18 protein-coding genes are annotated in these 20,166 nt (G+C 43.6%); 13 read left to right on the plus strand and 5 right to left on the minus strand.

The genetic code is table 11. The annotated features are described in order from the left end of the window. Nucleotide 1 precedes the first annotated feature (1 nt). Nucleotides 2-1,282: a uracil-xanthine permease family protein gene (locus AC3E8G_RS07290; protein ID WP_009731544.1), complete on the minus strand. Its 1,281-nt coding sequence runs from the start codon at nt 1,280-1,282 to the stop codon at nt 2-4. 707 nt (nt 1,283-1,989) lie between these two features. Between AC3E8G_RS07290 and AC3E8G_RS07295 the strand changes: the two genes are divergently transcribed. The 5 genes from AC3E8G_RS07295 (at nt 1,990) to AC3E8G_RS07315 (ending at nt 7,022) form a co-directional block, all read left to right on the plus strand. Then, nucleotides 1,990-2,763 carry a nucleoside phosphorylase gene (locus tag AC3E8G_RS07295; RefSeq protein WP_490677402.1) on the plus strand — a complete coding sequence of 258 codons (774 nt, stop codon included), beginning with the start codon at nt 1,990-1,992 and terminating at the stop codon, nt 2,761-2,763. Then, nucleotides 2,764-4,446, plus strand: a complete 1,683-nt coding sequence (locus AC3E8G_RS07300) for an ABC transporter ATP-binding protein (RefSeq protein WP_490677364.1) — start codon at nt 2,764-2,766, stop codon at nt 4,444-4,446. After that, a complete protein-coding gene (locus AC3E8G_RS07305; RefSeq protein WP_490677366.1) occupies nt 4,439-5,269 on the plus strand; it encodes an energy-coupling factor transporter transmembrane component T family protein in 831 nt (276 codons plus the stop codon). Before AC3E8G_RS07300 ends, AC3E8G_RS07305 begins: the two co-directional genes overlap by 8 nt. Before the next feature lie 4 nt (nt 5,270-5,273). After that, nucleotides 5,274-6,029 (plus strand): SDR family oxidoreductase, encoded by a 756-nt coding sequence (locus tag AC3E8G_RS07310; protein WP_490677368.1) that lies wholly within the window; start codon nt 5,274-5,276, stop codon nt 6,027-6,029. Nucleotides 6,030-6,101: 72 nt separating this feature from the next. After that, a complete protein-coding gene (locus AC3E8G_RS07315) occupies nt 6,102-7,022 on the plus strand; it encodes a carbohydrate kinase family protein (RefSeq protein WP_490677370.1) in 921 nt (306 codons plus the stop codon). A 29-nt stretch (nt 7,023-7,051) separates the two neighbouring features. Here AC3E8G_RS07315 and rsmG read toward each other — a convergent pair whose 3' ends face one another. Further along, nucleotides 7,052-7,765 carry a 16S rRNA (guanine(527)-N(7))-methyltransferase RsmG gene (gene rsmG / locus AC3E8G_RS07320; RefSeq protein WP_048716547.1) on the minus strand — a complete coding sequence of 238 codons (714 nt, stop codon included), beginning with the start codon at nt 7,763-7,765 and terminating at the stop codon, nt 7,052-7,054. A 71-nt stretch (nt 7,766-7,836) separates the two neighbouring features. On the opposite strand from rsmG, the gene AC3E8G_RS07325 reads away from it, so the two are divergent. After that, nucleotides 7,837-8,397 carry a LemA family protein gene (locus tag AC3E8G_RS07325; RefSeq protein ID WP_350018845.1) on the plus strand — a complete coding sequence of 187 codons (561 nt, stop codon included), beginning with the start codon at nt 7,837-7,839 and terminating at the stop codon, nt 8,395-8,397. 1 nt (nt 8,398) lies between these two features. Beyond that, nucleotides 8,399-9,295 carry a zinc metalloprotease HtpX gene (gene htpX / locus AC3E8G_RS07330; RefSeq protein ID WP_126404716.1) on the plus strand — a complete coding sequence of 299 codons (897 nt, stop codon included), beginning with the start codon at nt 8,399-8,401 and terminating at the stop codon, nt 9,293-9,295. 272 nt (nt 9,296-9,567) lie between these two features. On the opposite strand, the gene AC3E8G_RS07335 is transcribed toward htpX, so the two are convergent. The 3 genes from AC3E8G_RS07335 to AC3E8G_RS07345 form a co-directional block, all read right to left on the minus strand. Further along, a complete protein-coding gene (locus AC3E8G_RS07335; RefSeq protein WP_490677372.1) occupies nt 9,568-10,785 on the minus strand; it encodes an MFS transporter in 1,218 nt (405 codons plus the stop codon). After that, complete coding sequence (locus AC3E8G_RS07340; protein ID WP_233331233.1) at nt 10,782-10,958, minus strand: hypothetical protein; 177 nt, start codon at nt 10,956-10,958, stop codon at nt 10,782-10,784. The genes AC3E8G_RS07335 and AC3E8G_RS07340 overlap by 4 nt, the downstream gene beginning before the upstream one ends. A gap of 264 nt (nt 10,959-11,222) precedes the next feature. Next, the gene (locus tag AC3E8G_RS07345; protein ID WP_490677374.1) at nt 11,223-12,083 is read right to left on the minus strand and encodes a helix-turn-helix domain-containing protein; all 861 of its coding nucleotides are present in this window, start codon (nt 12,081-12,083) and stop codon (nt 11,223-11,225) included. A 206-nt stretch (nt 12,084-12,289) separates the two neighbouring features. Between AC3E8G_RS07345 and AC3E8G_RS07350 the strand changes: the two genes are divergently transcribed. The 6 genes from AC3E8G_RS07350 (at nt 12,290) to AC3E8G_RS07375 (ending at nt 20,070) form a co-directional block, all read left to right on the plus strand. After that, on the plus strand, nt 12,290-12,829 hold the full coding sequence (locus AC3E8G_RS07350; protein WP_195348061.1) for a DUF177 domain-containing protein: 540 nt from the start codon (nt 12,290-12,292) through the stop codon (nt 12,827-12,829). A gap of 123 nt (nt 12,830-12,952) precedes the next feature. After that, nucleotides 12,953-14,431, plus strand: coding sequence for a flotillin family protein (locus tag AC3E8G_RS07355; protein WP_003005145.1), 1,479 nt, complete (start codon nt 12,953-12,955; stop codon nt 14,429-14,431). A gap of 169 nt (nt 14,432-14,600) precedes the next feature. Continuing rightward, complete coding sequence (gnd, locus tag AC3E8G_RS07360; RefSeq protein ID WP_006151777.1) at nt 14,601-16,025, plus strand: NADP-dependent phosphogluconate dehydrogenase; 1,425 nt, start codon at nt 14,601-14,603, stop codon at nt 16,023-16,025. Between the two features lie 9 nt (nt 16,026-16,034). Further along, on the plus strand, nt 16,035-16,724 hold the full coding sequence (locus tag AC3E8G_RS07365; RefSeq protein ID WP_490677377.1) for a response regulator transcription factor: 690 nt from the start codon (nt 16,035-16,037) through the stop codon (nt 16,722-16,724). Nucleotides 16,725-17,001: 277 nt separating this feature from the next. Beyond that, entirely contained in the window at nt 17,002-19,191 is a 2,190-nt protein-coding gene (locus tag AC3E8G_RS07370) for a PTS transporter subunit IIBC (protein ID WP_490677378.1), read from the plus strand. 63 nt (nt 19,192-19,254) lie between these two features. After that, nucleotides 19,255-20,070 (plus strand): endonuclease/exonuclease/phosphatase family protein, encoded by an 816-nt coding sequence (locus AC3E8G_RS07375; protein ID WP_490677380.1) that lies wholly within the window; start codon nt 19,255-19,257, stop codon nt 20,068-20,070. The last annotated feature ends 96 nt before the right edge of the window (nt 20,071-20,166 follow it).

Raw genomic sequence — 20,166 nt, forward strand, 5'->3', positions numbered from 1 at the left:
TTTAGTTTGATTCATGTGGTAAGATCAAGTTAAGGATGATTCCTGTCATAGCGGAGAGGGCTGTTCCTGAAAGGGTCACTGGACCGAGTTTCAGAATTGCTCCACCAAGTCCAAGAACCAACATGGCACTTGCAATAATCAAGTTGCGCATCAAGCTAAAGTCAACGCGTTCTTTGATCAAGACTTTCAAACCATTACTTGCGATTACCCCATAGAGCAAGATGGACATCCCACCGAGAACAGAGTTTGGAATGGTAGAAATGAGAGCAGTAAATTTACCAAGGAAGCTCAAGGAAATAGCAATCAAGGCTGCATTTCGGATAACGGAAACAGAAGCGATGCGAGTCATCCCAATAACGCCTGTATTTTCACCGTAAGTGGTATTGGCTGGACCACCAAGGAAGGCAGATACAGATGTTGCAATCCCGTCACCAAGAAGGGTACGATGAAGTCCTGGTTGTTTCAAGAATTGACGGCCACAGATTTGGCTAAGCACTGTATGGTCACCGATATGTTCTGAAATCGTTACGATAGCGATTGGCAAGATGGCAATGGTTTCAGGACCGAAATATAAGTTGTATTGTTTGAAGGCACCACCTGTATTGAAAGGAAGATAGAAGCCAGGAATCTCAAACCAGTTGGCTTTGAGGACCGGATCGAAGTTCACCAAGCCCAAGCAGACTGCGAAGACATAACCACCGATAATGGCAAAGAGGAAAGGAATGATTTTGAAGAAACCTTTTCCTTTGGTGTTGATGAAGGCGGCAATCAGGAAGGTTACGACAGCGACAAGAGCATTTTTCCAATCGCCCCCTTCGACAAAACCAGCGTTCTTAACGGCTGAACCTGCAAGCCCTAGACCAATGACGATGATCATAGGTCCAATAACAACGGCAGGAAGCAATTTGTCAATCCAACGAGTGCCGGCAACTTTAACACCTGCTGCGACAAGCACGTAGATCAGACCAGTCAGGATAACCCCTGTTTGGGCTGCATCGACTTTTCCTCCCATTTCCTTCATTGCCAAAGCCATGGCTGTGATGAAGGCGAAGGAAGAGCCGAGGTAGACAGGGACTTTAAAGCCGGTACAAGTCATATAAATCAGTGTCCCAACCCCTGATGCAAAGAGGGCAACGGATACGGGCATGCCCAAGATGAGTGGTACTAGGATGGTTGCCCCAAACATGGCGAAAACGTGTTGGAAACTTAATAAGATCCCTTTTAGGGGTGCCGGACTTTGGTCGACATCCAGGAGCAAATCAACAGTTGATTCTTCTTTCATAATAACCTCACTTTTGGGCACCAAAAAAGAGCCCATGAATATTTTTGCATAGCAAGGGCCCTCAGATTATTCATATTCTGTGTCTTTGTCACCTCACAGGATGACATTAAAAACCTTTGCTTCTAAGAAGTATAGCAGAAAAAATTCGTTTTGTAAACGAATTTTTCCCGAGCCTAAAAATAAGAGAGCGAGGTAGGAGTTAGTAAGAGTTATCTATTTTCATCATAAAAGAGGTCAACGGTAGACGCAGTGGTTGAGTGGTCCATCCCCCGCTCTAATTCTCGCTTGGATGGCCCTACTCAACTTTGCGGGGGAGGGACGACGAAACCGTCATTTTAAATGGTAACCGATTTCTGTCCCTCTCCCTTTTCCCGAGCTCGCAAACGAGAAAGCGAGGCTCGTTTTGTAAACGAATTTTTCCCGAGCCTAAAAATAAGAGAGCGAGGAATATTTTGTAAATATTTTTTTCCCGAGCCCGCAAACGAGAAAGCGAGGTAGGAGTTATTTATTTTCATCAGGAAAGAGGTCAACGGTAGACGCAGTGGTTGAGGGATCCCTCTTTATTATCTTTTGGAGGACAGCTGTTTTGTTTCTCATCACAAAAGGCGAACAAGTAAGCTTGCTTTCCCCCTTTGTTAGAAGGAAAGAGGCCGATTTTGTGGTATAATAGAGGACTAGAAGTAGAATGAATGAAAGAGAAGTCAGAGATGCTGTTAGAAGAATTTGATGCCAATCGACAGGCGATTATCAACCCACAAGACCTACATGCTCCCATTGAAGGATTTCCCAAAGTAGTCATCTCTTGCTTTTCAAGAGTAACTTTTGCGCGCCTCCTTGAAAATTATGAACATGAGGTCATTACAAGAACTTCCATGGCCAACTTTGAAGTCATTGTCTATGGGATTTCGATTGAAGACCAACAGATTGCTGTCTTTAATGCACCAGTTGGGGCTGCTTCCTGTGTAGGGATTATAGAGGATTTGATTCAATTTGGGATGGAAAAACTAGTGCTCTTTGGGACCTGTGGGGTTTTGGACCAAGATATTGAGGCGACCTCCATCATCATTCCAACAGCAGCTCTTCGAGACGAAGGGACCAGCTACCACTATCTTCCGGCGAGTGATGAAGTGGAAGTAAATAAGGAAAGCCTTCCTCTCTTCCAAGTCTTTCTGGATAGTCACAAGGTTTCCTATCAGAAAGGAAAAGTGTGGACGACAGATGCTCCCTACCGGGAAACCATCGACAAGATGAAGCGACGAATGGAAGCAGGAGCCATCTGTGTAGATATGGAATGTTCGGCAGTGGCAGCTTTAGCAGCTTTTCGGGACTTTGAGCTCTGCCATTTCTTCTACGCAGCAGACCACCTCTCGGAAGAAAAATGGGATATCCGAACATTATCTAATCATGAGGATTTAGATAGCAAGGATCGAATCGCGGATTTAGCCATCCAATTTGCGCTCTTATGGGAAAAGGCGAACTAAATGAAAGAAGCAATGATTGAACTGAAGGATTTTTCCTTCCAATACAAGGCCCAGTCTGAGCCAACTTTGAAAAATCTCAACTTAACCATTTATAAGGGGGAAAAGGTCCTGATTGTCGGGCCATCTGGCTCTGGTAAGTCAACCATTGGCCAGTGTCTCAACGGGATTATTCCCAATATCTATAAAGGAACCAGTAGTGGGCAATTCCTCATTCAGGAGAAAGAAGCCTTTGATCTCAGTATTTATGAGAAATCTCATTTGGTCAGTACGGTCTTGCAGGATACAGATGGTCAGTTTATTGGTCTCAGTGTTGCAGAAGACTTGGCTTTTGCCCTTGAAAACGATATGGTGGAGCTGGAAAGCATGAAATCCCGGGTCCATACCTGGGCGGAGCGCTTGGATTTGAGCAAGCTCTTGGATCATCGGCCACAAGATTTGTCCGGTGGGCAAAAACAACGGGTCAGCTTGGCGGGTGTCCTGATTGACGAAAGTCCGATCCTGCTCTTTGATGAGCCACTGGCTAATCTAGATCCCAAATCGGGTCAGGATATCATAGATCTGATTGATCAGATTCATGAAGAGCAGGGAACGACAACCATTATCATCGAACACCGTTTGGAGGATGTGCTCTACCGTCCGATCGATCGGGTCATCTTGATCAATCAAGGGCAAGTCCTCTTTAATGGGAGCCCAGATGAGTTATTGAGGACGACACTGCTGGCTGAAAATGGGATTCGTGAACCCCTCTATTTAACGACTCTTCGCCAGTTAGGCCAGGATATCAGCAAGCTACCGCACTTGGACAAGGTAGAAAAATTACCACTTGAGGATTTATCAGTGGATATCCCAACTCCTCATTTTGAAAAAGGAGTAGAGGCAGAGACAATCCTAGAACTTGGTCATTTGAACTTTGCCTATCGAGAAGGACAGCCCATTCTAAAAGACCTTTCTCTAACCATTCCAAAAGGCCAACGGTTAGCCATTGTTGGTAAAAATGGGGCTGGAAAATCAACCCTTGCTAAGGCGATTTGTGGCTTCATCCAGACGGAAGGAACCTATTTCTCAAAGGGAGAGGATATCAAGGATGATAGTGTCAAGGAGCGGGCAGAGCGCGTGGGCTATGTCCTGCAAAACCCCAACCAGATGATCTCGACCAACATGATTTTTGATGAGGTGGCCCTGGGTCTTCGCTTGAGAAATGTTCCAGAGGAGCAGATCGAAAGTCGTGTCCATCAAGCCTTGAAAACCTGTGGTCTCTACGAATTTCGTAAGTGGCCGATTTCTGCTCTATCCTATGGTCAGAAAAAGCGGGTGACCATCGCCTCTATCCTTATCTTGGGACCAGATGTTCTCGTCCTCGATGAGCCGACGGCTGGTCAGGACCAACGAGACTATACGGAAATTATGGATTTCCTTGATGAACTCCATCAAAAAGGGCATACCATTGTCATGATTACCCATGATATGCAGCTCATGCTAGATTATTCCGACCGGGCAGTCGTGGTCATGGATGGGCAGGTTTTGGCTGATTTGACACCGGCAGAGCTCTTGACCCAACCAGAAATTTTGAAACGGGCTAATTTGAAAGAAACGTCTATTTTCGCCTTGGCAAATCGACTTGGTGTCGATCCTCTTGCCTTGACCCAGTTTTATATGAATCAGAAGGGGGAAGGTCATGAATAATCGCTTAGTCGGCTACCATGCCGGAACCAGTTTTCTGCATCGCCTTTCAGGCGCTAGCAAGCTTCTTTTCTTACTCTTGGTATCATTAGCTGCCATGTTGAGTTACGATACTCGCTTGTTGTTGGTCATTGGTCTAGGTGCCCTCGCCTTATTTGCAACCTCAGGCATTCGTTTGAAAGACATCTCCTTTGTTCTGAGTTTTGCCTTAGCTTTTGCCCTGCTAAATGTCTTGATGGTCTATCTTTTTGCCCCTCAATATGGGGTAGAAATCTATGGAGCAAAGACAGTTCTTCTAGATGGTTTAGGGGCATATAGTATTACAGCCCAAGAGTTATTTTATCTCTTCAACCTAGTTTTGAAGTATGTGTGTACCATTCCCTTAGCTCTTATTTTCCTAATGACCACCCATCCCAGTCAGTTTGCTTCGAGTCTCAACCAGATTGGGGTGTCATACAAGATTGCTTACTCAGTGAGCTTGACCTTGCGCTATATTCCAGATGTGCAGGAGGAATACCAGATTATCAAGCTCTCGCAAGAAGCAAGAGGCTTGGAGTTGTCCAAAAAGGCCAACTTTGTCCAACGGGTGAAGGGAAATCTTCAGATGATTTCTCCCTTGATTTTTAGTTCTTTGGAGCGGATTGAAACGATCTCTACGGCCATGGAACTGCGTCGCTTTGGAAAAAATAAAAAACGGACCTGGTACACCTATCAGGAGATGACCACTCGTGATCGCTTGATTATCTTGGGGTCAATCTTCATGGTGATCTTGAGTATCGTCCTGATTTGGGTAAACAAAGGTCGCTTCTATAATCCTTGGAGGTAAGAAAATGGCAGAAACAATTTTAGTAACGGGAGCATCTGCTGGCTTTGGCCAAGCCATTTGTCACCGCTTAGTTGCCGATGGGCATCGAGTGATTGGCGCTGCTAGACGCATTGAAAAACTACAGGCTCTTCAAGAAGAGCTGGGAGAAGCTTTTTATCCCCTTCAAATGGATGTGACGGATTTTTCTCAGGTGGATCATGCACTTGCCAGTTTGCCAAAAGCTTGGGAGAGAGTGGATGTTTTGGTCAATAATGCTGGCTTGGCCCTAGGCCTCGCTCCAGCTCATGAAGCAGAGGTTGCAGATTGGCTGACCATGATCCAGACCAATATAATCGGTCTGACCTATTTGACCCGGCAAATCCTTCCTCAGATGGTGGAACGAAATGATGGTTATGTCATCAATATGGGGTCAACTGCCGGGACAGTGCCTTATCCAGGGGCCAATGTTTATGGTGCTTCCAAGGCCTTCGTTAAACAGTTTTCATTAAATCTGCGTGCGGACTTGGCTGGAAAACAGATTCGGGTGACCAATATTGAGCCAGGTCTCTGTGAAGGGACCGAGTTCTCGGTGGTTCGCTTTAAAGGGGATGAAAAACGGGTAGAGGCTCTCTATCGAGACGCCCATGCCATTCAGCCAGAAGATATTGCCAATACCGTAGCTTGGCTCATCCAACAGCCCAAGCATGTCAATATCAACCGCATTGAAATCATGCCGGTTTCCCAAACCTTTGGACCACAACCGGTCTATCGGGGTGACTAGTTTTACTAACCAGCACGATCCGGTGCTGGTTATTTTTCCATGTTGAGGATAGAGAATAGGAGGGGGAAAACCATGTCAAAAGCCTTAGTGATTGGTTCAACTGTTTGTGATGTTATGGTTTATCTGGATCGACTACCGAGTCGGGAAGGAGACGCCCATATCCATGAGCAGACTTGGTCACTTGGAGGGTGTGCCTTTAATGTCACTTCAGTGCTTCATGCTTTAGGTCAAAATGTTGATTTCATCTCGCCAGTGGGGACAGGTGTCTACGGGGACTTTGTCAAGGCAGAACTCGAGAGGCTGGGTATCCAGACTCCAATCTCAGTAACCGGGGCAAATGGTTGTTGTTATTGCTTTATCGAGTCGGATGGTGAGAGGACTTTTTTATCAGATCATGGAGTAGAATATAGTTTTCAGAAGGAATGGCTCCAGTCTCTGGAGCAGGAAAGCTACGAATTTATTTATCTCTGTGGCCTTGAAGTAGAAGAGCCGACTGGATTGGAACTGATTCAATCTTTGTCAAAAATCAAAGGCCAAGTCATTTTTGCGCCAGGACCTCGAGGTCTCTTGATTCCCAAGGAGCGTTTGGAAGCTATCTATGATTTGCATCCAATCCTTCATGTCAATGAGGCAGAAGCCAAGGCTTTTTCAGCTTGTGAAGAGATTGCTGACGCAGCTAAGAAGCTCTACCAAAGAACGGGACAGTTAGTCATCGTCACCTTGGGAGAAAAAGGAGCGATCGCATACGATGGTAGGTTCTACGAGGTGGTCGGATTTCCGACAGAAGTTCGTGATACCGTAGGAGCAGGAGACAGTCATCTGGGGGCTTTTTTAGTGGCATCTTTGCAAGGGCTAGATGTGGAGGATGCTTTAAGCTTTGCTAACCGTTTTGCAAGTATGGTTGTGGCGACCAAGGGAGTTCATTTAGAGCGCCATCACTACCATACCCTAGAGCAAGAGTTAAAAAAATTAGTTTATTCAAAAAGAAGCTGACAAACTGTCAGCTTCTTTTTAGTATCATCTTATAACGGACGCTTATTTGGCATGCCCGCTTTTCTTGGGTATTTATTAGGGGTTTCTTTTTTCTTTTCTACAAGAGTGATATAGCGTGGATCCCCATTAGGCAATTCATACTGTAGATTGTCTTCAACCTTGCTAAAGAGCAGATTGAGGGCGTTTTTGGCTTCCTCCAACTCTTCTGGAGCATTGCTAGCCTTGAGAGCAAGAAGCTGTCCCCCTACTTTCAGATAGGGAATGGTCAGTTCAGACAAGACCTGCATGCGGGCAACGGCGCGGGCAGTTACGATATCAAATTGGGCACGAAAGGCCTTGTCTTGTGCAAAGTCCTCAGCTCGTCCATGGTAGAAATGAACTCCGCTCAAGCCTAACTCTTCAGCTAGTAAATGAAGGAAATTGATTCGCTTATTGAGGGAATCAATAATGGTCACATCTAGCTCAGGGAATAGGATCTTCATTGGTAGACTCGGAAAGCCAGCACCAGCGCCGATATCCAAGAGACGGATGGGTTGGTTTTCAATCAAACCTTGTAAAATGGGTGCGATAGAATCATAAAAATGCTTGAGATAGACTTCATCTTTATCGGTGATAGCGGTGAGATTAATTTTCTCATTCCATTCCACGAGGAGCTCGAAATAGCGTTCGTATTGCTCTTTTTGTCGATCAGTTAGTGGGAAGCCGAGGTCGGCTAAACGGTCATAAAATTCTTCTGGTTTCATAAGATAATTTTACCACAAAATAAGGGAAATTTGATATACTGGTACTAAAGAAATGAAAGGAATTCAATAAAATGATTTGGATTATTCTTGGGGTCCTAGTGGTCCTTGTGTTGATGGTAGTAGGAGTTTACAACGGTTTAGTGAAAAGTCGGATGCAAACTCGTGAAGCTTGGAGTCAAATTGACGTGCAATTGAAACGTCGGAATGACTTGATTCCAAATTTGATCGAAACCGTTAAAGGGTATGCTAAGTACGAGGGAGATACACTAGCAAAAGTAACTCAACTTCGCCAACAAGTAGCGCAAGCATCTTCACCTGCAGAAGCAATGGCAGCCAGTGATGCTCTTTCACGTCAAGTGGCAGGTATCTTTGCGGTGGCTGAAAACTACCCAGACTTGAAAGCTAACACCAACTTCATGCAATTGCAAGAAGAATTGACTAACACAGAAAACAAAATTTCTTATGCTCGTCAATTGTACAACAGTGTCACAAGCAACTACAATGTCAAGTTGGAAACTTTCCCAACAAACGTGATTGCTGGAATGTTTGGCTTCAAACAAGCCGAATTCCTTCAAGTGCCTGAAGAAGAAAAAGTAGTACCAAAGGTGGACTTTAGCGGATTAGGAGACTAATATGCTCTTTGACCAAATTGCAAGCAATAAAAGGAGAACCTGGATTCTCCTTATTGCTTTTTTCATACTCTTGGCTCTTATCGGAGCAGCCGTTGGCTACCTCTGGTTAGGCTCTTCACTTGGCGGCGTCATCCTAGCTTTGATCATTGGTGGGATTTATGCCTTTAGCATGATTTTCCAATCCACGGAAGTTGTGATGCGGATGAACGGGGCGCGTGAGGTGACGGAAGAGCAAGCCCCTCAACTCTACCATATTGTCCAAGATATGGCCATGGTAGCTCAAATCCCTATGCCTCGAGTTTATATTGTAGATGATCCCTCCATGAATGCATTTGCGACAGGGTCCAATCCTCAAAATGCTGCTGTTGCAGCAACGACAGGTCTTCTGGCTGTGATGAACCGTGAGGAATTGGAGGGAGTCATCGGACACGAAGTCAGTCATATTCGCAATTACGATATTCGCATCTCGACGATTGCAGTTGCCCTTGCTAGTGCCATCACTATGCTTTCTAGCATTGGTGGCCGGATGATGTGGTGGGGCGGTGGCCGTAGACGGGATGATGATCGCGAAGGGGGCAGTGGTTTAGAAATTATTATTCTGATCCTTTCCTTGCTAGCCATCGTCTTAGCTCCATTAGCGGCGACTTTGGTTCAGTTAGCCATTTCTCGTCAACGGGAGTTCCTAGCGGATGCCTCCAGTGTTGAATTGACACGGAATCCTCAAGGGATGATTAATGCTCTTTTGAAGCTGGATAACAGTGTGCCTATGCAACGAGAAGTTGATAGTGCAAGTAGTGCTCTCTTTATTAACGATCCCAAAAAAGAATCCGGATTTCAAAAGCTCTTTTATACCCACCCACCCATTGCTGAGCGGGTTGAAAGATTAAGAAATATGTAAAAAAATCCACCAAACAGTGGATTCAGATTGAAGACACAATCATCTTAGAACCTTTCCTTGGGTGAGTACGGACGTCAGCGAACTTCTATGAAGTTCCAAAACTCCCGAGTGCTAGAAACAACCTTGTTTCTAGCACTTTTCTCACGGCGGAAAGTTTCAGTAGATGATTGAATAACTCTAAAGAATAAAAAGTATTTATCTTTATAGAAGTTAATAGAATTGTATAAAAGATAACTTTGTCTTTAAGCTCAATCCACCCAATGGTGGTTTTTTTATTTGGTTGTTAAGAGGAGGGTAGTGAAACCAAGGATAGCAAAGATCCCCCAAGCTAGGGGAAGGCTCCAGATAGCTAGACTAGAAAAGAGAGCTGTCCCAAGTGGCATGGCAAAGCTGACCATCAGTCCCAAAAAGCTAGAGGTAGAAGCTAATTTTTCAGCGGGTAATTTACTCATTAAAAGACTGGAAACTTTTGGGTTGATTTTTGCTACAAGATAACCAAGGAAAGTGATGAGTAGAAGGGAAAGGAAATCCCAGTGCACCAGAATATTTGTGAGCCCAAGCATAGTCAGCCCACCTGCTATCCACAGGAGGATATGGTGGAGGCTTTGCTTGGAAAAATAATCGTGGGGTGTCAGGCTAGCCCAGACCATACTTAAAATAGTCACAGCCTCTAAGATCAAGAGGGATTGGCTAAAGCTCAACTGAAAAAAGGGGGAGTGAAGCAGTTGCAGATTGTAGATGCCAGAGATGGACCCACCTAAAGCATTGATGAGAACCAATGAGAAGAGCAACTTACCAAAGTGGTGGACCTCCTCATCTGCAAAAATACTTTTGGCGTTCTGGTACATCTCTTGGCATTCGTGTACCAAAGAATTCTTATTTTGGGGCTCAATGACGGGGTCATGTGTCAACTGCTTTTTTCTCATCAGGAGACAAGTGGAAGACAGGAGAAAAGTCACTGCATTGATCGAAGCGACCAGGGCGAAATGTTGATGGCTGATAGCTAACAGCCAAACCCCTAGGGCCTGTCCAGAAATCGAGCAGACCATACTAAGTAGTTGATTGAAGGAGTAGGCCTCCATCAAATCCTCGCTAGAGATGTTCTTTTTCATGATGGGGAGTTGCAAGCCTCCGCGATAATCGCTCAAACAATCTGAAACAATGTTTAAGAAGCAAACAATCGAAAAGGCTAGGTAACCTGGAATCTTGGTCATGAGCGCAATAAGGATGAAGAGCATCGCTTGGAGATAACCGATACGGATCAACCAGTAAGCTTTTTTCTTCGTATGATCAGCCTTCATACCAACAAAAATGCTAAAGAGGCTTGGAATAAACACAATGAGATTAGCAATGCCAACCGCCAGACTAGGCTGAGGCATGCTGGCAGCAAAGACCACGAAGACCAGATTGTAGATGGCGGCACCAAGGGTATTCAAAAAGCGAGAAAGACTGAGTAAGGCAAAAATTTTATTTCGAGCTAAGAGTTTCATAAGCCTTCCTCCTTCACGTGATCAGTGGGTAGAGCTTGTTTGATGGATCGAAAGATTTGTTTTAAGACTTGTAATTTCTCATCATCAGAGAGAAGAAGTTTCTGATCTTTTAGGTAGACGCTGGTATGCTTGAGAAACAAATGAAGGAAGTATCTTTTTAGTTTGATCATCATGGAAGGGGCCTTCTTTCTTTGATTGATGATCCTATTGTAGACCTCAAAAACAAGAAAAACAAAATGTTGCATATTTTCAACAAAAAGAGGCTGGGACAAAAGTCCTAGCCTCTCAATTGTCTTTGGATTGTCGAGCAAGACGCAGTGGTTGAGTGGACTCTACTACGCTGATTTCATCAGCTTTTACAGCCCTACTCAACTGTGCGGAGATGGGACGACGAAATCGAATTCTAACGAATTACCGATTTCTGTCCCACTCTCTTTTCAGGATTCCTTGATGAGTTCTTTCATGCTCTGTTTGTAGTAGTTGGTGCTGTCCTTGCAATCAAGAATGGATAGGACCTGAATGGCCTGCTCCATCTTTTCAAGACCAGTTTCTTTTTCTCCCTTTCGATAGAGAAATTCTCCTTTGGCGTAGAGATAAACCGTCCGAAGGTAGGCTTCGTTTTCAGCGTAGAAGTTGTCCTTGATCAGCTGATCAAAATAAGATGCATCTTCAAATTCATTTGAACTAATGGCGAGAAAAAAGCCATTAAGGAAAATAGAATTGATGGCAGGACGAGAGGAATCTAGGAGAAGCTTGAAATCCTCCCGTTGGACCAACTCCTCTGTGTATTGTCGATAGAGCTGACTAGAGAAAAGAGGAGAGGTCAGTGAAAATAGGCTTAACTCAAAATTTCCCCAGACCATGACAGAGAAGAGGTAGTCATAGAGGAAATCTAGTTCCTCTTGGCTAGCAGCCAACTCTACCTCAGGATAGTTGCCAAGTATTTTGGCCTTGAGAATAATGCTGGCTAAGAAGTCTTCTTTTTTGTGATCTTTCTGATAGGCTTGCTGGTAGCTTTGGTACAAGGCTTGATCGTGTTCCAAACTCATGTTTTCATAGTGCTCTTTCAACAATTTGGGAATAAAAGAGTGCTGATCAATCTCTGCTAGATGAGAGAACTCACTGAGGCTGGTTTTGATTTGTTGAAGGGCCTGAAAAAACCGTTGCGTCGTCAGGTCATTTTCCCCTCTTTCAAATCGAGATAACATGGAGCGCGAAAATTCGCCACCCGTAGCCTCCTCTAAAGAGATGTGGCGACTTTCACGTATTTGCCGAAAAACTGCACCGATTTCTTTCATGAATTCTCCTCTATCTAACATTGCTCAATGCCCTAGCAAGTGAACCTCTTTTGTCCAAGAGATGGTGGGACCCTTGTGTACAACACCAATTTGCCTAGTCTCTGTATCTTTTTTCATGATTATAACAAATTTTTGAGGAGACATCTTGGTTGAAGGGACAGCTTCATGATATACTAGTAGTATCTAGAAGATTTGAGGACAAAAGAATGAACTTATTTACACAAGAAATCCGTAAAAATCCTGAAGGACTAGCATTTAATCAAGAGTTGGATTTGTTAAAGGATCTGCAAAAGCGTAATCCAGAAATTCTTGATTTGAAGAATGTGACAGCGACAGGGGGAGTAGCCTATGATACAGGTCTTTATGTCTTGGATTACCAGTTGACCTACACCATCGTTTTGGCCTCTAGCCGAAGCATGGAGCCTGTTGAGATTCAAGAGAGCTATCCTGTAACAGAGGTATTTGCGGAGGATGTACAGTCAGAGGCAGATATCGAAGCTCTTGAGGAAGACTTGATCCTTCCAATCGAAGGTGGGAAGATTGACCTGAGTGAGAGTGTAGCGGATAATATTCTGCTCAATATTCCTCTCAAGGTTCTCACTCCAGAAGAGGAGGCTGGTCAAGGCTTTATCGAGGGCAATGATTGGAAAATCCTATCCGAAGAAGAATACCAAGCTGCTCAAGTGATCAAGAAAGAAGAAAACAGTCCTTTCGCTGGTCTAAATGGCTTGTTTGACGAAGAATAAGCTAGAGATTACATTTGATAAATTTAGACATAAATACAGGCCTTTTCTTTGAGGAAAGGCCTTCTTTTGATATACTAGGATTAATAAACAACAGAGGGTAGACCTCTAAAAAGGAGAAAAAGTATGGATACTTTATTTATTCCAGGCTGGTTGATTACCGGCCTAATAGTCGCAGTTATTATTTTGATTTTGCTTGTTAAAGGTTATGTGAACGCTAAACCCAACGAAGTCGTGGTCATTACAGGTCTTCGGAAACAACGTCACTTGCGTGGGAAAGCTGGCTTTATGATTCCCTTTGTCGAACAACGCTCTTATCTTGATATTGAGCAATTCTCGACAGATGTTCGGACGTCAGAAGCAGTCCCAACACTGGACTTCATTAACGTCCGTGCCGATGCAGCTGTTAAATTAAAAATTGGTACAACCGATGAAATGATTGCCCGGGCTGCAGAAAACTTCTTGAACTGGAATACGACAGATATTTCTAATTCTGTCCAAGATGTCTTGGAAGGAAACTTGCGGGAAGTGATCGGTCAGATGGAGCTCCGTAAGATGGTCAATGACCGTCAAGAGTTTGCCTCAAAAGTGCAGGACAACGTAGCACCAGACTTGGCCAAAATGGGTCTGGAAGTCATCGCTTTTACGGTTCAATCCTTCTCTGATGAAGGGGGAGTCATCGATAACCTCGGGATTGAAAATGTTGAAACCATCAAGAAAGATGCCTTGATTGCCAAAGCCAAAGCGGAACGCGAACGCAAGGAAGTCGAAGCAGAACAAGATAAATTGGCCAACGACAAACGCGTCGCTGCCGATCTTGAAATTGCGCAAAAACAAAACGAATTAAAACTCAAACAAGCAGCCCTCAAGCAAGAAGCAGATATTGCCCAAGCAAAAGCAGATGCCGCTAAAGGGATTGAGGCAGAAGTGCAACGTCGTGAACAAGAGCGCGTGGCAGCCGAAGCCAATATCATGAAACAGGAAAAAGAAGCGGAAGTCAAAGAGCGCGAAGTTAAGGTTCGTGAGCAAGAATTGGATGCCAACATCCGCAAACAAGCTGAAGCTGAAAAATATGCGCGTCAACAAGCTGCAGAAGCAGAATTGATCGAACGCCAACGCAAGGCGGAAGCAGAACTCTTCGAAACACAAAAAGAAGCAGAAGCTCGGAAAGCCCAAGCCGAAGCTGAGAAATTCGCCCAATTGCAAGAGGCCGAAGCTATTGAAGCCAAAGGTCGCGCCGAGGCCGAAGCCATTCGCTTGAAACTGGAAGCGGAAGCCAAAGGTTTGGACCAAAAGGCCGAAGCAATGAAGAAAATGCAAGAAGCAGCCATTACTGAAATGGTCGTTGACAAGTTGCCTGAAATTGCGCGTGCTGTCGCAGAACCATTAACCAAGGTGGATAAGATCACCATGTACGGGGAAGGCAATGCTTCTAAGATGGTGGGCGATATTATGCAAAGTATCGACCAAGTCTCTCAAGGAGCTGGATTTGATATTCGTCAATTGCTAGCAGGAGCTCTTGGAGTTAATATGACGGTCAACAAACTCAAAGAAGGAGAACAACCGGTCATTGAAGCAGAAGAGTTAGCTTCAAAAGAAGATTAATGTCATTCATCAGAAAGTGTCTGAGGACTGTAACTCAGGCACTTTTTGTTTTTTGCTTCAAAGTAGATAGGAGCTATCTTTCTACATGAAGGGGCAGGGTATGATTTTCTACTTTCATTTGATGTCAAAAAATGGTAGAATAAAGGCAAACTATAAAGAGGAGTGTCACATGACAAAAGCAAACTTTGGTGTTGTTGGTATGGCCGTAATGGGTCGTAACCTTGCCCTTAATATTGAATCTCGTGGATACACAGTTGCTATCTATAACCGTAGTAAAGAAAAAACAGAAGATGTTGTTGCTTGCCATCCTGAAAAGAACTTCGTGCCAAGCTATGATATCGAAAGCTTCGTAAACTCTATTGAAAAACCACGTCGGATCATGCTCATGGTTCAAGCAGGACCTGGTACAGATGCGACCATCCAAGCCCTTCTTCCACACTTGGATAAAGGCGATATCTTGATCGACGGAGGAAACACGTTCTACAAAGATACTATCCGTCGTAACGAAGAGTTGGCAAACTCAGGGATCAACTTCATCGGTACTGGTGTATCTGGTGGTGAAAAAGGTGCCCTTGAAGGTCCTTCTATCATGCCTGGTGGACAAAAAGAAGCTTATGAATTGGTAGCTGATGTTCTTGAAGAAATCTCTGCAAAAGCACCAGAAGATGGAAAACCATGTGTGACTTATATCGGTCCTGATGGAGCAGGTCACTACGTGAAAATGGTCCACAACGGTATCGAGTACGGCGATATGCAATTGATCGCAGAAAGCTATGACTTGATGCAACACTTGCTTGGCCTTTCAGCTCAAGACATGGCTGAAATCTTCACTGAGTGGAACAAGGGTGAATTGGACAGCTACTTGATCGAAATCACTGCTGATATCCTTGGACGCAAAGACGATGAAGGTCAAGATGGACCAATCGTTGATTATATCTTGGATGCTGCAGGAAACAAGGGAACTGGTAAATGGACTAGCCAATCTGCTCTTGACCTTGGTGTGCCATTGTCACTCATCACTGAGTCAGTATTTGCGCGTTACATCTCAACTTACAAAGAAGAACGTGTACACGCTAGCAAGGTGCTTCCAAAACCAGCTGCTTTCAAATTTGAAGGAGACAAGGCTGAGTTGATCGAAAAGATCCGCCAAGCCCTTTACTTCTCAAAAATCATCTCATATGCACAAGGTTTCGCACAATTGCGTGTAGCTTCTAAAGAAAATAACTGGAACTTGCCATTTGCAGACATCGCCTCTATCTGGCGCGATGGATGTATCATCCGTTCACGTTTCTTGCAAAAGATCACAGATGCATACAACCGTGATGCAGATCTTGCAAACCTTCTTTTGGATGAGTACTTCTTGGATGTAACAGCTAAATACCAACAATCTGTTCGTGATATTGTTGCTCTTGCGGTTCAAGCTGGTGTACCGGTACCAACCTTCTCAGCAGCCATCACTTACTTCGATAGCTACCGTTCAGCTGACCTTCCAGCAAACTTGATCCAAGCGCAACGTGACTACTTTGGTGCTCACACATATCAACGTAAAGACAAAGAAGGTACCTTCCACTATTCTTGGTACGACGAAAAATAATTGTAGGTTATGACAAAGCGGATATTACTAGTAGAAAATGAAAAGAATTTAGCGCGCTTTATTGATTTAGAACTTCAAAAAGCAGGCTATGTAGTTGATTTGGTAGAACAAGGGGAAATGGCCTTGAAACTCCTGCAGGCTACAGAATATGATTTAATTCTTCTCAATTACGAACTAGAAGATATGAGTGGGGAAGATTTTGCCCAACGCCTGAGTAAGATTCGTCCTGCAGCAGTCTTGATTGTCTTAGATAGTCGTGAGAAAATTTCTGAGCATATGGAGAGTATCCAGCGATTTGCAGTGTCTTATGTCATCAAACCATTTGTGATTAGTGATTTAGTTGAGAAAATCATCGCTATTTTTAGAGGCCGTGATTTTATTGACCAACATTGTAATCAGATGAAAGTTCCTACTTCCTATCGGAATTTACGGATTGATGTCGAGAATCATATGGTGTATCGGGGAGAGGAAGTGATTGACCTGACACGTCGTGAGTATGATTTGTTAGCGACTTTGATGGGGAGTAAGAATGTCCTCAGTCGCGAGCAATTGCTGGAGCGTGTCTGGAAGTATGAGAGTACAGCAGAAACCAATATCGTTGATGTCTATATTCGCTATCTTCGTGGAAAAATAGATCTCCCAGGACAAAAGAGCTATATCAAAACTGTCCGAGGTGTCGGCTACCAAATGCAAGAATAAGAACATTCCCTTTGATGAGAAATCTCAAAGGGATTTTTTGTTTATCAAAAAGGAAGAAAGAAGAAAATTTTTAAAAAAATTTTTTAAAAAAAATTGTGAAAGAAGCAAACGTTTGCTTAAAAGATAGGCTTTTCAAGGCCTTTATGTATAAAGTTTGTGAATTAAAAATGTAGATGTAAGGGCTTTACAAATAGAAAAAAAGTGGTATAATAGTAGGCGAGATATGCAAACGTTTTCTTATATTACGGGCATTTCAAATTTATAAGGAGGTCGAATGATGAATAAACAATCATTCAAAAGTCTATTTAGCTTTGAATTTTGGCAAAAATTCGGTAAAGCGTTGATGGTGGTCGTTGCAGTTATGCCGGCGGCGGGTCTGATGATCAGTCTTGGTAAAACGATTGCAATGATTAACCCAGAACTTGGTTTCTTGGTAACTACCGGTGGTGTTCTTGAACAAATCGGTTGGGGAGTTATCGTTAACCTTCACATTCTCTTTGCATTGGCTATCGGTGGTAGCTGGGCAAAAGAACGTGCTGGTGGTGCCTTTGCGGCAGGTCTATCCTTTATCCTGATCAACCGTATTACTGGTGTGATGTTCGGTGTAACAGGAGATATGCTGAAAGATCCAAAAGCACAAGTTCATACTCTTCTTGGTGGATCTATCAAGGTTGCTGATTACTTTACGAGTGTTTTAGAATCACCTGCCTTGAATATGGGAGTTTTCGTTGGGATTATTGCCGGTTTTGTAGGGGCAACAGCCTTTAATAAATACTACAACTACCGCAAGTTACCAGATGCCCTGTCATTCTTTAACGGGAAACGGTTTGTTCCTTTTGTCGTTATCCTTCGTTCTGTAATTGTGGCTCTTGTCTTGTCATTCTTATGGCCAGTAGTCCAAACAGGAATTAACAACTTTGGTATTTGGATTGCTAACTCAAAAGAGACTGCTCCAATCTTAGCACCATTTGCCTTTGGTACTTTGGAACGTCTCTTGCTTCCATTCGGTCTTCACCACATGTTGACCATTCCAATCAACTATACGCAATTGGGTGGTACTTATCATATTTTAACTGGTATTGATCAAGGTAAAAATGTATTTGGTCAAGATCCACTTTGGTTGGCTTGGATCACAGACTTAGGAAATACAAAAGTTTCTGACCCTGCTACATACCAACACTTGTTGGATACCTTTACACCTGCTCGTTTCAAAGTGGGACAAATGATCGGTTCATTCGGTATCTTGATGGGGGTTGCCCTTGCCATTTACCGTAATGTAGACCCTGATAAGAAACACAAATACAAAGGGATGATGATTGCGACTGCTCTTGCAACCTTCCTCACAGGGGTTACAGAACCAATCGAGTACATGTTTATGTTCGTAGCTATGCCTCTTTACCTCGTTTATGCAGTGGTACAAGGTGCAGCCTTCGCGATGGCAGATGTCGTCAATCTCCGTGTCCATTCATTTGGATCTATTGAGTTCTTGACTCGTACACCAATGACCATTAAAGCCGGTATTGGTATGGATATCATTAACTTTATCTGGGTAACTGTTCTCTTTGCAGTGATCATGTACTTCATTGCAAACTTCATGATCCAGAAATTTAACTACGCAACTCCTGGACGTAACGGAAACTACGAACAAGCTGAAGGTGGATCAGATGAGTCTGAAACTTCAGGTTCAGGTAAAGTAGCTGTAGCTTCTCAAGCAGTTAACATCATTAACCTTCTTGGTGGACGTGCTAACATCGTTGATGTGGATGCATGTATGACTCGTCTTCGTGTGACTGTTAAGGACGAAACTAAAGTTGGAACAGAAGAACAATGGAAAGCTGAAGGAGCTATGGGACTTGTCATGAAAGGACAAGGGGTCCAAGCGATTTACGGTCCAAAAGCTGACGTTTTGAAATCAGATATCCAAGATTTGTTAGATTCAGGTGAAGTGATTCCTGAAACTCTTCCAAGTCAGCAGACAGCGGCTCAACAAGCGGAAGTTGCCTTTAAAGGGGTGACAGAAGAAGTTCACTCAGTTGCTGAAGGACAAGTCATTGAATTAGATAAAGTTCAAGATCCAGTCTTCTCACAAAAAATGATGGGTGACGGATTTGCAGTTGAACCGGCAAATGGTCAGATTGTTTCACCAGTAGCTGGTAAGGTGACAAGCGTCTTCCCTACCAAACATGCCCTTGGTTTGGTAACAGAATCTGGTCTTGAAGTTCTCGTTCATATCGGTCTTGATACTGTAAGTTTGGAAGGAAAACCTTTCACAGTGAAGGTAGAAGAAGGCCAAACAGTTGCAGCGGGAGATTTATTGGTGGAAGCAGATTTGGATGCTGTTCGTGAAGCTGGACGTGCAACGTCAACAGTTGTAGTCTTCACAAATGCTGCAGCTATTAAATCTGTCACTCTTACACAAACTGGTCAACTACCAGCAGATGCAGTGGTTGCCAAGGTTGAATTATAATCTATGAGAGTCATTCCTTGTATCCATCGGATACAGGGAATTCTCTATTAGGAGAGTAGGATCATGAAATTTTTAACTTTAAACACTCATAGTTGGATGGAAGAAAATCCCCAACAAAAATTTGAGGACTTAGTAACAGACATTATTGAAAAGCAATACGATCTGATTTGTTTCCAAGAAATCAATCAGGCCATCGAAAGTCCAGTTGTTACAGTTAATGACTTGTATCATCCAACTCCTTCTGCGGAGCCGATCCATCAGGATCACTATGTTCGTTGTTTAGTTGAAAAATTAGAAGAAGAAGGATTGAGCTATCACTGGACCTGGGCTTACAACCATATCGGCTATGACCGTTATCATGAAGGTGTAGCAGTTCTATCACGTACCCCAATCCAGGCAAGCGAACTCTTGGTTTCAGATGTGAATGATCCAACAGATTATCATACACGACGGATTGCCATTGCAGAAACCCAAGTTGATGGGAAAGAAATTGCGGTTGCCAGTGTCCACCTTTCCTGGTGGGATAAAGGTTTCCAACAAGAGTGGGCACGTTTAGAAGAGCGTTTTAGCCAATTGCAAAAACCCTTGATCTTAGCCGGAGATTTTAATAATCCAGCTGGTCAAGAGGGGTATGAGGCCATTTTAGCGAGTCCGCTAGCTCTTCAAGATAGCTTTATTGAGGCCCGTCAGACCAAGGGGACCTACACAGTAGGTCCTGGAATTGATGGATGGGATGATAATCAAGTACCCTTGCGGATTGATTATATTTTCACCTCAAAAGAATGGGTTATCGAACGGCTAGAAGTTGTGTTTGATGGTTCTAGTCAGCCTCTCGTCAGCGACCATTATGGTTTGTCAGCTGACTTGTATTTACCATAATATTCAAATCCCTATCCCTCCAGGAGGCTAGGGATTTTCTTTATTTCCCTTGCTTTCACTTTAGCCCTAAATATGATAGAATAAAGTATTAAGAAA

Source organism: Streptococcus sp. SCPM-O-B-15294 (M123), assembly GCF_058200455.1.

Coding starts and splice junctions, on each gene's coding strand:
- AC3E8G_RS07290 (WP_009731544.1), bottom strand. CDS start 1,282: ATGAAAGAAGAATCAACTGTTGATTTGCTCCTGGATGTCGACCAAAGT.
- AC3E8G_RS07295 (WP_490677402.1), top strand. CDS start 1,990: ATGCTGTTAGAAGAATTTGATGCCAATCGACAGGCGATTATCAACCCA.
- AC3E8G_RS07300 (WP_490677364.1), top strand. CDS start 2,764: ATGAAAGAAGCAATGATTGAACTGAAGGATTTTTCCTTCCAATACAAG.
- AC3E8G_RS07305 (WP_490677366.1), top strand. CDS start 4,439: ATGAATAATCGCTTAGTCGGCTACCATGCCGGAACCAGTTTTCTGCAT.
- AC3E8G_RS07310 (WP_490677368.1), top strand. CDS start 5,274: ATGGCAGAAACAATTTTAGTAACGGGAGCATCTGCTGGCTTTGGCCAA.
- AC3E8G_RS07315 (WP_490677370.1), top strand. CDS start 6,102: ATGTCAAAAGCCTTAGTGATTGGTTCAACTGTTTGTGATGTTATGGTT.
- rsmG (WP_048716547.1), bottom strand. CDS start 7,765: ATGAAACCAGAAGAATTTTATGACCGTTTAGCCGACCTCGGCTTCCCA.
- AC3E8G_RS07325 (WP_350018845.1), top strand. CDS start 7,837: ATGATTTGGATTATTCTTGGGGTCCTAGTGGTCCTTGTGTTGATGGTA.
- htpX (WP_126404716.1), top strand. CDS start 8,399: ATGCTCTTTGACCAAATTGCAAGCAATAAAAGGAGAACCTGGATTCTC.
- AC3E8G_RS07335 (WP_490677372.1), bottom strand. CDS start 10,785: ATGAAACTCTTAGCTCGAAATAAAATTTTTGCCTTACTCAGTCTTTCT.
- AC3E8G_RS07340 (WP_233331233.1), bottom strand. CDS start 10,958: ATGATGATCAAACTAAAAAGATACTTCCTTCATTTGTTTCTCAAGCAT.
- AC3E8G_RS07345 (WP_490677374.1), bottom strand. CDS start 12,083: ATGAAAGAAATCGGTGCAGTTTTTCGGCAAATACGTGAAAGTCGCCAC.
- AC3E8G_RS07350 (WP_195348061.1), top strand. CDS start 12,290: ATGAACTTATTTACACAAGAAATCCGTAAAAATCCTGAAGGACTAGCA.
- AC3E8G_RS07355 (WP_003005145.1), top strand. CDS start 12,953: ATGGATACTTTATTTATTCCAGGCTGGTTGATTACCGGCCTAATAGTC.
- gnd (WP_006151777.1), top strand. CDS start 14,601: ATGACAAAAGCAAACTTTGGTGTTGTTGGTATGGCCGTAATGGGTCGT.
- AC3E8G_RS07365 (WP_490677377.1), top strand. CDS start 16,035: ATGACAAAGCGGATATTACTAGTAGAAAATGAAAAGAATTTAGCGCGC.
- AC3E8G_RS07370 (WP_490677378.1), top strand. CDS start 17,002: ATGAATAAACAATCATTCAAAAGTCTATTTAGCTTTGAATTTTGGCAA.
- AC3E8G_RS07375 (WP_490677380.1), top strand. CDS start 19,255: ATGAAATTTTTAACTTTAAACACTCATAGTTGGATGGAAGAAAATCCC.